Origin of the sequence: Roseovarius sp. MBR-78 (assembly GCF_040547535.1) — a bacterium.
Classification (GTDB): Bacteria; Pseudomonadota; Alphaproteobacteria; order Rhodobacterales; family Rhodobacteraceae; genus Roseovarius.
This window is the reverse complement of sequence record NZ_JBEPPX010000051.1, coordinates 1-9,587: the sequence shown is the minus strand read 5'-3', so window position 1 is coordinate 9,587 and position 9,587 is coordinate 1. Positions and strand designations below refer to the sequence as shown.

The following is a 9,587-nucleotide window of genomic DNA, read 5'->3' as shown; positions in this document are numbered from 1 at the left end:
GATCTCCTCTGGCGGTGCCAGCCGCCGGTTGGGTGGGTTTCGTTCACCCGGAGATTACGCCACCTTCAAATTTCCACCACCTTCGCGACAGGACCGCACCTGCAACGACCTCTGTTTTTGATCTTGTTGTTTCGGTTATTCGCCTTTTTATAACCCTAGCAGGCCGCTGAAAAAGCTTTTTGAGCAGTATTTTTCGTCGACCTCGTCGATGTTGGAAGCGAGCGCTTTCCCTCAGCTCAACGAGAGCGCTCAAAAAACCTGCCCATTTTGGCGCAAGCGTATCGACGGCGGACTTTTCAGCGCCCTGTTAATGGTGCCCGGGGGCGGAATCGAACCACCGACACGAGGATTTTCAATCCACTGCTCTACCCCTGAGCTACCCGGGCACGGGTGAGGGGCACGCCCTCGGGTGGGCAGTTCTTAGGCGAGCGTGGGCGGGCTGTCCAGAGGCTTCGGTTGATTTCAGTGCGGTTTTTGTGCCTCGATGTCCGCCGCTTCCGCCGCCTCGGCCATGTCCTCGGGATCGTGTGACGGCACGCGATAGCTCTCGGAGACCCATTTGCCGAGGTCGATATCGGCGCAGCGGCGCGAGCAGAACGGGCGGTAGCGCGGCACCATTGCCTTGCCGCAGATCGGGCAGGTCATCGCAGCGCCCCGGCGAGCGGCAGGCGCGCGCGCTGGCGCTGCAATTCGTAATGGCCAAGCGGCGTCCATCCCGCGAGGATCGTCTCGACCTCGTCACGGCGAAAGGCGGCGCGCAACGTATCCTCGAAAACGCGGCGGTCCTTCTTGGGCATGGGGGCAAGATCGAGCGCGATCTGCCCGCCAAGGCCGCGCAGCCGCAATTGCCGAGGCAGCTCTCGCGCCAGCGCGATATTGGCCTTGAGCCCGGCGGCGGGGCTTGTATCCGCCCCGGTATTCACATCCACGGCGACAAGCGCGCGCGTCGGCTCGATAAAGGCATCCGCCCCGCCGGGCAGCGCCACCTGCGGCGCACAGAGCGCGTCGATCTGCTCCAGAACGCCGAACTCGGCGAAACAGCCCGGCTCGCGGCTCAGCTCCTCGGGCAGGGGCCAGTCGCGCCACGCGCGTGCATGGGGGCCGTCCCCGTCCACAAGCTTTTCCGGCCCTTGCCCGTCGCTGTCACCAAGCACGGTTTCGGCCAGCGCGCGCATCTGCGCGATATCGGCGGCGATCTCGTCATCCTCCCCGCCCGCGCAGGCCGAACGCAGGATCAGCCCCATGCCGCTGGTGCCCATCGCGTCGCGGGCGATCTCGTGCAGGCGCGCGCGCTCTTCGTCGTCGCGGATCGCGCGCGAGATGTTGAGGCCGGGCGCATCGGGGGTGACAATGGCATAGCGGCTCTTGAAGAGGATGCGGGTGGTGACCGGGATCGCCTTGCCCGGCTCGGCATGGCCGGTGACCTGCACCAGAAGCGCCTGCCCCGGTGCGATGCCCTTGACCTGCCGCAGAAAGGCCGAGCCATCGGGCGTGCGCAGGAACAGCCCGCCCTGCCCCTTGACCGGGCGGTCGGCGATGGCGCGATAGATGGTGCCGGGGCGCGGCGTGTCGCTGTCGATCAGGAGATCCTCCAGCCTGCCACTGACAAGCAGCGCAGCCGCCTCGCGGCCCGCCAGATGATCGAGGGCTATGGTGGTCATGAGCGCTCCTTCCAGAGGGGATAGCCTGCGGCCTGCAAGAGGCCCGCGGTTTCCGCAAGCGGCAGGCCGACAATGCCGGTGAACGAGCCCGATATCCACGGCACGAACGCGCCCGCCATGCCCTGAATCCCGTAGCCGCCGGCCTTGCCCTGCCATTCGCCCGAGGCGAGATAGGCGTTGATGTCCTCGTCCGAGAGGCGCTTGAGCTTGACCGCGCTCAGCACGTCGCGCTCCCACAAATTCTCCCCCCGGCGCACCGCCACGGCGGTGATGACGCGGTGCCGCCGTCCCGACAGCGCATGAAGAAACTGCGCCGCCTCGCCCGCGCTGCCGGGCTTGCCGAGGATGCGGCGGCCCATGGCGACGGTGGTATCGGCGGCAAGCACGATGTCATCCGCGCCCGCCTCGGTGGCCTCGGCCTTTTCACGCGCCATGCGCGCACAATAGGGGCGGGGCAATTCGCCCTTGCGCGGAGTCTCGTCGATTTCGGGGGGACGAATCGCATCCGGCACCACCCGGATCTGCGCCAGCAGGTCATGGCGGCGGGGGCTGCCCGATCCAAGAATCAATCCCATGAAGCGCGGCGCTTACTTGAAGCGGTAATTGATCCGGCCCTTGGTCAGATCATAGGGCGTCATTTCCACCTGCACCTTGTCGCCCGCAAGAACGCGGATGCGGTTCTTGCGCATTTTTCCTGCCGTATGCGCGATGATCTCATGGCCGTTTTCAAGCTCGACCCTGAATGTCGCGTTCGGCAGGAGTTCCTTGACGACACCGGGAAATTCGAGCGTGTCTTCCTTGGCCATGGTCTCTCCTTGCAGAAACATTCCGCTGAAATGCGGAACGCGTGCTTAAATGCGCCTGTCGAGGGTTTTTTTCAAGGTCTAATCAGCGCAGGCGCTCAACTGTGGCCGCACCGTCACGGCCCGACTGATCGGCCCAGTGGCGGCGGTTGAGAACGACGCCATCGGCGCGCACATGGGCAACGCGGGCAAGGTCCACCTCGGCCTCGGTCCAGCCGGGGTGGTTGAGCACGCCTTCGGCGATCACGCCGGTGGCCGGAAAGCCGGTATCGGGGGGGCCAAAGATGCCGCCCATGCCGGTATTGGTATCGACGGCGGGCGACCACGCCGCCCCGCCCACGGTCGAGGCCATCACGCTCACGCATTGCGCCTCAAGCGCACGCGCCATCGCCCCGATACGCACCCGCCAATAGCCGGTCAGCGCCTCGGTGCAGGAGGGCACGAGCAGGAGATCGGCCTCCGACAGGGCGCGGCCCAGCAGGGGAAATTCACTGTCATAGCAGATGAGGATGCCGATGGTGCCCAGCGCGGTATCGAAAAGCCGCAGCGGCCCGCCCGGTGCAACGCCCCATTCCTCGCGCTCGAACCGTGTCATGATCTGCTTGTCCTGATGGGCGCGCGCGCCCGTCGGCGTATAAAGCGTGGCGCGGTTGACCGGGCGGGGGCCAAGAGCGGGATCAAAGACCGGGGCCGACGCGCCAAGGATATGCACCCCGTAGCGCGCGGCGAGATCGGCGTGCAGATCGCCCACATCGCCCATCACCGTATCGACCGCATGAAGCGAGCGTTCCAGATCGCCCGCCACCTCCGGCCCCTGAAGCGTGGCCAGTTCCATCGCGCCATATTCGGGAAACACTGCCAGATCGGCACCATGCGCGGCGGCATCGGCCACCCATTCGGTGAGTTTGGCGGCATATTCGGCCCATGACCCGAGCATATCGAGCGGATAGGCGGCGGTGGCGATCTTCATGGCGGCACTCCTCGTTGTGGCCCGTTCTAGCCGCCCCGCCCGCCCGCGTCGAGCGATTGCCGCGCGCCGCGCAACCGTGCTACGCTTGAGCGAACGAGGCAGGGCAGCCCGGCACATGAAAAAAACGGCACTTCAACAATACCAGCGGCTTGAGGCGGCGGCGCTGTGGCGGCCCGACGCCGAGGCGCAGCGTCTGGACGTGATCGTGTCGTTGGGCGAGGCGACGCTGACGATCACCGACACGCGCGACCGGGTGAAGGCGCATTGGTCGCTTGCCGCCATTGCCCGTGCCAATCCCGGCGGGGTGCCCGCCCTCTACCATCCCGACGCAGACCCCGGCGAGACACTCGAAATCGCCGAGGGCGAGGAAGAGATGATCGCCGCCATCGAGACCCTGCGCAACGCCGTCGCCCGCCAGCGGCCAAGGCCGGGGCGGCTGCGCCTCGCCGGGATGGTCGCCAGCTTGCTGGGGGTGGTGCTGGTGGTCACGCTCTGGCTGCCGGGGGCGGCGCGGGATCACGCGTTGCGCGTCGTGCCCGCGGTCAAGCGGGTGGAAATCGGGCAGGCGCTGCTCGGTCATGTGCAGCGCGTGACCGGCCCAGCCTGCCGCACACCGGGCGGCACTGCCGCGCTCGCCGTGCTGGAACAGCGGCTGCCCCCGGCACGGGGGCGCAGCCGGTTGATGGTGGTGCGCAGCGGGGTTGGCGAGGCGCTGCGCCTCACTGGCGGCACCATCCTCGTCAGCGCCGACCTCGTCGAGGATCACGACACGGCGGATGTGGTCGCCGGGGCCATCATCGCCGCGCATCTGCGCGCCGAGACGCACGATCCGCTGGAGCGGCTTCTGAGCGATGCGGGCCTGTGGGAGGTGCTGCGGCTTCTCGCCACCGGCAGCCTGAGCGATGCGGCCCTGCGCGCCCATGCCGAAACGCTGCTCCGGGCACCGCCCGCGCCACTGCCCGATGCCACGCTGATTACGGGCTTCGCCCGCTGGCAGGTGCGCGCCACGCCCTATGCCTATGCCCGCGATGTGACCGGTGAAACGGTTCTTGGCCTGATCGAGGCCGATCCCTTTGCCCGCACCGCCGACCTGCCCCCGATTCTGAGCGATGCCGACTGGCTGCGGCTTCAGGGGATATGCGGGGGGTAGGTCAGGGTGGCGGTTGGCCGGTGACATTGGCCCGGAGCGGGCGTTGAGTGTTTGGGATCGGTCGTGTGGTGCGCGACCGCCGGGTGAGTGCCATAGCGATCTTGCGTGGCGCGGACCGTTTCGCACTTGGGTGCGAGAGCCGTCATGCAGGAGTGTCCCCCGTCTTTTCCATGACCCGAACGGATACCTAGTTGGGCAACGATGCGCCGGGGCCGCGGTGGTTGCAACGCTGGATCAGACCAGCCCCGGCCAGGGTGTCGTCAAAATCACTCCGCCAGGCCAAGAGGGTCGGCGAGGCACCGGGGGTATCGGGGGCCTATTCAACGACTTCCTGCGCGTCCACGCCCCAGAGCGCGGATTTCTCGGCCCAGCCGTCATAGCCCCCCGCCGAGAGCGCACACCACGTCACGCCGCATTCCGACAGCCGCGCGATAACCCCTGCCTCGAGCCGTGCGACGACCATCGCGCCGGGCTCGGGGCGGGCGAGAACATCGAGAAGATCGGGCTCAACGATGGCTGTGCGCACACCCGACAGGAGTGTGTAATGCACCCAGCCGCCCGCGCCGTCGCGATCCTCGACCCGCCGCCAGTGCCCGAATTCGGCGGTGACGCGCAGCGGCATGGCGCGGCGCTTGTAGACCCAGTCGATGCGATGGGTGAGGCTCGGGCCGCGCCGGACATTGGCCTCGGAGGTCTTGAGCGAGACGTAGCGCGGCAATGGCAGGCCGGTGACGCTGCCGCGTTCCGCCGCGCTCGCGACGCTGCCCAGTGCCATGACAATCAAGGCCAGCCCAAGTCGTCGCATCCCGGCTCTCCGATTTCTGCCCGTGTTACCGGCAAGGGTTCTTGTGCCCCGCCTGATCCTGCGCCACTCTGCCAGCACCGCGCGCGAAAGAAAAGCCGGAGGAGGGCCGCCATGTCGTCAGAACCCCTGAATGTTGTCGTTACGCGACGCCTGCCCGAGCCGGTCGAGCGGCGGATGCAGGAGCTGTTCGACGTGCGCCTGCACGAGGATGACACGCCGATGAGCCGCGAGGCGCTGGCGCAAGCGATGCGCGAGGCCGATATCCTTGTGCCGGTCATCACCGACCGGATCGACGCCGGCCTTATCGGGCAGGCGGGCGACCGGCTCAAGCTTATCGCCAATTACGGCGCGGGGGTCGATCATATCGACGTCGAGACGGCCCGGCAGCGCGGAATTCTGGTCTCCAACACGCCCGGTGTGCTGACCGACGATACCGCCGATATGACGATGGCGCTGATTCTCGCGGTCACGCGTCGCCTGCCCGAGGGGCTCGCGGCGATGCAGTCGGGGGACTGGCACGGCTGGTCGCCGACGGCCTTTCTTGGCGGGCGGATCGCGGGGCGGCGGCTGGGTATTCTCGGCATGGGGCGGATCGGGCAGGCGGTGGCGCGGCGCGCGGCGGCCTTCGGAATGCAGGTGCATTACCACAATCGCCGCCGCCTGCGCCCCGAGATCGAGGCCGAGACCGGCGCGACCTGGTGGGAGAGCCTCGATCAGATGGTGGCGCGGATGGATGTGCTGAGCATCAACTGCCCGCACACGCCCGCGACCTTTCACCTGATGAACGCGCGGCGATTGAAGCTGATGAAGCCCGATGCGGTGATCGTCAACACAAGCCGCGGCGAGGTGATCGACGAGAACGCGCTGACCCGGATGCTGCGCGCCGGAGAGATCGCGGGGGCGGGGCTCGATGTCTACGAGCGCGGGGCCGAGATCAATCCGCGCCTGCGCGAATTGCCCAATGTCGTGCTGTTGCCGCATATGGGATCGGCCACCCGCGAGGCGCGGATCGAGATGGGCGAGAAGGTCATCATCAACATCAAGACCTTTGAGGACGGCCATCGCCCGCCCGATCAGGTCGTGCCCGCGATGCTCTGAGCGGCGTGGCGTTCGGGATATTCCTTGCCACCGCGCCGGGGCTTGAGGCCGCGCTTGCCGAAGAGGTGGCGGCGCTCGGGTTTCACCCGGCCAGGGCGGTGCCCGGCGGGGTCGAAATCGAGGGCGGCTGGCGTGATGTCTGGCGCGCGAACCGCGAGGTGCGCGGCGCGAACCGCGTGCTTGCGCGGATCGGTGCGTTTCGCGCCATGCACCTTGCACAGCTTGATAAACGGGCGCGGAAATTCGACTGGGCCTCGGTGCTGCGCGCCGATGTGCCGGTCAAGGTCGAGGCCACCTGCCGCCGCTCGAAAATCTACCATGCCGGTGCCGCGACGCAGCGGATCGTGCGGGCGATCACCGAGACCCTCGGCGCGCCCGAGGGCGGCGATGGGGCGATCCGGGTGATGGCCCGGATCGAGGACGATCTGGTGAGCCTGAGCGTCGATAGCTCGGGCGAGCCGCTGCACCGGCGCGGCCACAAGCTTGCCACGGGCAAGGCCCCCCTGCGCGAAACGCTGGCGGCGCTGTTCCTGCGGCAATGCGGCTATGACGGGCGCGAACCGGTGCTTGATCCGATGTGCGGCTCTGGCACCTTCCCGATCGAGGCGGCCGAGATCGCGCTTGGCCTTGCCCCCGGTCGCGACCGGCGCTTCGCCTTCGAGGATCTGGCGACATTCGATGCCGAGGCATGGCAGGCGATGAGGGCGCAGACGGTGCCGCGCGCGACCGGGCTGCGGTTTCTTGGGTTTGATCGTGACGCGGGCGCGGTGCGCATGGCCGGAGAGAATGCGGCGCGTGCCGATGTGAGCGCGGTGACGCAGTTCGCCTGTCAGCCGGTCTCGGCCTTGACCCGCCCCGAGGGCGCACCCGGCCTTGTCATGGTCAACCCGCCCTATGGCGCGCGCATCGGCGAGCGCAAGCTGCTCTTCGGCCTCTACGGCAGTCTGGGCGAGGTGCTGCGGCGTGAGATGCGGGGCTGGCGCGTCGGGCTTGTCACCAGCGATGGCGGGCTTGCGCGCGCGACCGGGCTGCCGTTCTTGCCACCGGGGCCGCCGGTGGCGCATGGTGGGCTCAAGGTGACGCTGTGGCGCACCGATCCGCTGTGACGGGGGTATCCCGTGATTTTCGGTCGGTGGTAACACGGTGTTAATCCGGGCCTGCATATGCTGCGGGGCAGATGAGACAGGAGGCAAGGAATGCGCGCGCTGCTGCTTCTGCTTGGGTTTCTCGCCGCGCCGCTGATGGCGCAGCAGGCGGCGGATGCCATCGCACCCGAAGGCGGCGGGGCAGGGGGGGTGCAGGTGCCGCCAATGCTGGCCGCGTCTGCGGCGGCCAAGGCGGCGGGACGGGTCGTCGAGGCCGATACCTGGATGATCGCCGCCGCGCACCCGCTCGCGGTAGAGGCGGGGGCGCGCGTGCTGCGCGCGGGGGGCACGGCGGCGGATGCGATGGTGGCGGTGCAGGCGGTTCTGGGGCTGGTGGAGCCACAAAGCTCTGGCCTTGGCGGCGGCGCGTTCCTTGTCTGGCATGACGGGGCCACGGGCGCGATCACCACGCTTGACGGGCGCGAGACCGCGCCGATGTCGGCGACGCCCAAGCTCTTTCTTGACGCTGCCGGCCAACCGCTCGATTTCTTCGAGGCGGTGGTGGGCGGGCGCTCGGTGGGCGTGCCGGGCACGCCCGCGCTTTTGGCCGAGGCGCAGCGGCGGTGGGGGCGCGCCGATTGGCCGGTGCTGTTCGAGGATGCGATTCGGCTCGCGGATGAGGGCTTTGCGGTCAGCCCGCGCCTTGCCTCTCTGGTGGCGGGCGATGCGGCGCGGCTGGCGCGATTCGCGGCGACGCGCGCCTATTTCCTGCCCGGCGGCACCCCCATCAAGGCGGGCGAGATCCTGCGCAACCCCGCCTATGCCGATACGCTGCGTATCCTCGCCCAAGAGGGGGCGGCCCCGTTCTATACCGGCCCCATCGCCGCCGATATCGTCGAGACGGTGCAGGGGGCCGGGGACAATCCCGGCACGCTCAGCCGCGCCGATCTCGCGATCTATGCGGTGCGCGAGCGCGAGGCCGTCTGTGCTCCCTATCGCGGCTATGAGGTTTGCGGCATGGGGCCGCCCTCGTCGGGGGGCGTGACGGTGGCGCAGATACTGGGGATGCTCGCGCCCTATGACCTCGCCGCGCTCGGCCCCGACAGCGCCGATGCATGGCGGCTGATCGGCGATGCCAGCCGCCTGGCCTTTGCCGACCGGGGGCGGTATCTCGCGGATAGCGATTTCGTGCCGGTGCCGGTGCGCGGGCTGCTGGCCCCCGGCTATTTGCGCGACCGTGCGCGGCTTTTGCGCGGCGATGACGCGCTTCCCGAGGTGGCCCCCGGCACGCCGGAATTCGATCACGCGCTGGATTGGGGTCAGGGCAAGACGCTCGCGCAGCCTGCGACCTCGCATATCTCCATCGTGGACGGGTATGGCAACGCGCTGTCGATGACCACCACGATCGAGAACGGATTCGGCTCGCGGCTGATGGTGCGGGGGTTCCTGCTCAATAACGAGCTTACGGATTTCTCCTTTGCCAGCCACGAGGGCGGGCGGCCCATCGCCAATGCCGTCGCCCCCGGCAAGAGGCCCCGCTCGTCGATGGCCCCGACGATCCTGCGCCGCGATGGGCAGCCGGTTCTGGTGCTGGGCAGCCCCGGTGGCAGCCGAATCATCGGCTTTGTCGCCAAGACGATCATCGCTTGGGCGGATTGGGGCATGGATGTGCAGCAGGCGGTGGCGCTACCGCATCTCGTCAACCGGTTCGGGCGCTACGATATAGAGCCCGGTGCGGTGTGGCTCGTCCCGGCGCTGGCAGAGCTTGGCTATGAGGTGGAAGTGCGGTCGATGACCTCGGGGTTGCACGCGATAGAACTGGGCGCGCCCCTCGCAGGCGGGGCAGACCCGCGCCGCGAGGGGCTCGCTTACGGCGAATGACCGCTCTGACCGCCGCGTTGCAGAAAGTTTCATTTTTTTGAAAAAACCACTTGCGACTCTTTGCGAGTATCCGTAAACCCGCCTTCACCGACACGGCGGGGACGCGGTGTTGGGGCGCTGGACGGGCTGGTTGG

At 68.1% G+C, this 9,587-nt stretch carries 10 protein-coding genes and 1 tRNA gene; 4 read left to right on the top strand and 7 right to left on the bottom strand.

Going from position 1 to position 9,587, the window contains the following annotated elements; all coding sequences use genetic code 11:
* Positions 1–311 precede the first annotated feature (311 nt).
* From ABIE58_RS19635 to ABIE58_RS19610, 6 genes are all read right to left on the bottom strand, one after another.
* Positions 312–386: transfer RNA gene (locus ABIE58_RS19635), tRNA-Phe, on the bottom strand.
* Positions 387–462: 76 nt separating this feature from the next.
* Entirely contained in the window at positions 463–645 is a 183-nt protein-coding gene (locus tag ABIE58_RS19630; protein WP_354546320.1) for a DNA gyrase inhibitor YacG, read from the bottom strand.
* Positions 642–1,661 (bottom strand): ribonuclease E/G, encoded by a 1,020-nt coding sequence (locus tag ABIE58_RS19625; protein WP_354546319.1) that lies wholly within the window; start codon positions 1,659–1,661, stop codon positions 642–644. Before ABIE58_RS19625 ends, ABIE58_RS19630 begins: the two co-directional genes overlap by 4 nt.
* A complete protein-coding gene (locus ABIE58_RS19620) occupies positions 1,658–2,236 on the bottom strand; it encodes a Maf family protein (protein ID WP_354546318.1) in 579 nt (192 codons plus the stop codon). The genes ABIE58_RS19625 and ABIE58_RS19620 overlap by 4 nt, the downstream gene beginning before the upstream one ends.
* Positions 2,237–2,248: 12 nt before the next feature.
* Positions 2,249–2,467 carry a translation initiation factor IF-1 gene (infA, locus tag ABIE58_RS19615; RefSeq protein WP_005978431.1) on the bottom strand — a complete coding sequence of 73 codons (219 nt, stop codon included), beginning with the start codon at positions 2,465–2,467 and terminating at the stop codon, positions 2,249–2,251.
* 82 nt (positions 2,468–2,549) lie between these two features.
* Positions 2,550–3,434: a carbon-nitrogen hydrolase family protein gene (locus ABIE58_RS19610; protein ID WP_354546317.1), complete on the bottom strand. Its 885-nt coding sequence runs from the start codon at positions 3,432–3,434 to the stop codon at positions 2,550–2,552.
* A 115-nt stretch (positions 3,435–3,549) separates the two neighbouring features.
* Between ABIE58_RS19610 and ABIE58_RS19605 the strand changes: the two genes are divergently transcribed.
* Entirely contained in the window at positions 3,550–4,584 is a 1,035-nt protein-coding gene (locus ABIE58_RS19605) for a hypothetical protein (protein ID WP_354546316.1), read from the top strand.
* A gap of 316 nt (positions 4,585–4,900) precedes the next feature.
* Here ABIE58_RS19605 and ABIE58_RS19600 read toward each other — a convergent pair whose 3' ends face one another.
* Positions 4,901–5,389, bottom strand: coding sequence for an SH3 domain-containing protein (locus ABIE58_RS19600; RefSeq protein WP_354546315.1), 489 nt, complete (start codon positions 5,387–5,389; stop codon positions 4,901–4,903).
* 111 nt (positions 5,390–5,500) lie between these two features.
* Between ABIE58_RS19600 and ABIE58_RS19595 the strand changes: the two genes are divergently transcribed.
* The 3 genes from ABIE58_RS19595 (at position 5,501) to ggt (ending at position 9,453) form a co-directional block, all read left to right on the top strand.
* A complete protein-coding gene (locus ABIE58_RS19595; RefSeq protein ID WP_354546314.1) occupies positions 5,501–6,487 on the top strand; it encodes a 2-hydroxyacid dehydrogenase in 987 nt (328 codons plus the stop codon).
* A gap of 5 nt (positions 6,488–6,492) precedes the next feature.
* Positions 6,493–7,593, top strand: a complete 1,101-nt coding sequence (locus ABIE58_RS19590; protein ID WP_502950125.1) for a THUMP domain-containing class I SAM-dependent RNA methyltransferase — start codon at positions 6,493–6,495, stop codon at positions 7,591–7,593.
* A gap of 90 nt (positions 7,594–7,683) precedes the next feature.
* Positions 7,684–9,453, top strand: coding sequence for a gamma-glutamyltransferase (ggt, locus tag ABIE58_RS19585; protein ID WP_354546313.1), 1,770 nt, complete (start codon positions 7,684–7,686; stop codon positions 9,451–9,453).
* Positions 9,454–9,587: the final 134 nt, after the last annotated feature.

Bases quoted from the DNA above. Each gene is read 5' to 3' on its own strand.
- ABIE58_RS19630 (WP_354546320.1), bottom strand. From the start codon at position 645: ATGACCTGCCCGATCTGCGGCAAGGCAATGGTGCCGCGCTACCGCCCG.
- ABIE58_RS19625 (WP_354546319.1), bottom strand. From the start codon at position 1,661: ATGACCACCATAGCCCTCGATCATCTGGCGGGCCGCGAGGCGGCTGCG.
- ABIE58_RS19620 (WP_354546318.1), bottom strand. From the start codon at position 2,236: ATGGGATTGATTCTTGGATCGGGCAGCCCCCGCCGCCATGACCTGCTG.
- infA (WP_005978431.1), bottom strand. From the start codon at position 2,467: ATGGCCAAGGAAGACACGCTCGAATTTCCCGGTGTCGTCAAGGAACTC.
- ABIE58_RS19610 (WP_354546317.1), bottom strand. From the start codon at position 3,434: ATGAAGATCGCCACCGCCGCCTATCCGCTCGATATGCTCGGGTCATGG.
- ABIE58_RS19605 (WP_354546316.1), top strand. From the start codon at position 3,550: ATGAAAAAAACGGCACTTCAACAATACCAGCGGCTTGAGGCGGCGGCG.
- ABIE58_RS19600 (WP_354546315.1), bottom strand. From the start codon at position 5,389: ATGCGACGACTTGGGCTGGCCTTGATTGTCATGGCACTGGGCAGCGTC.
- ABIE58_RS19595 (WP_354546314.1), top strand. From the start codon at position 5,501: ATGTCGTCAGAACCCCTGAATGTTGTCGTTACGCGACGCCTGCCCGAG.
- ggt (WP_354546313.1), top strand. From the start codon at position 7,684: ATGCGCGCGCTGCTGCTTCTGCTTGGGTTTCTCGCCGCGCCGCTGATG.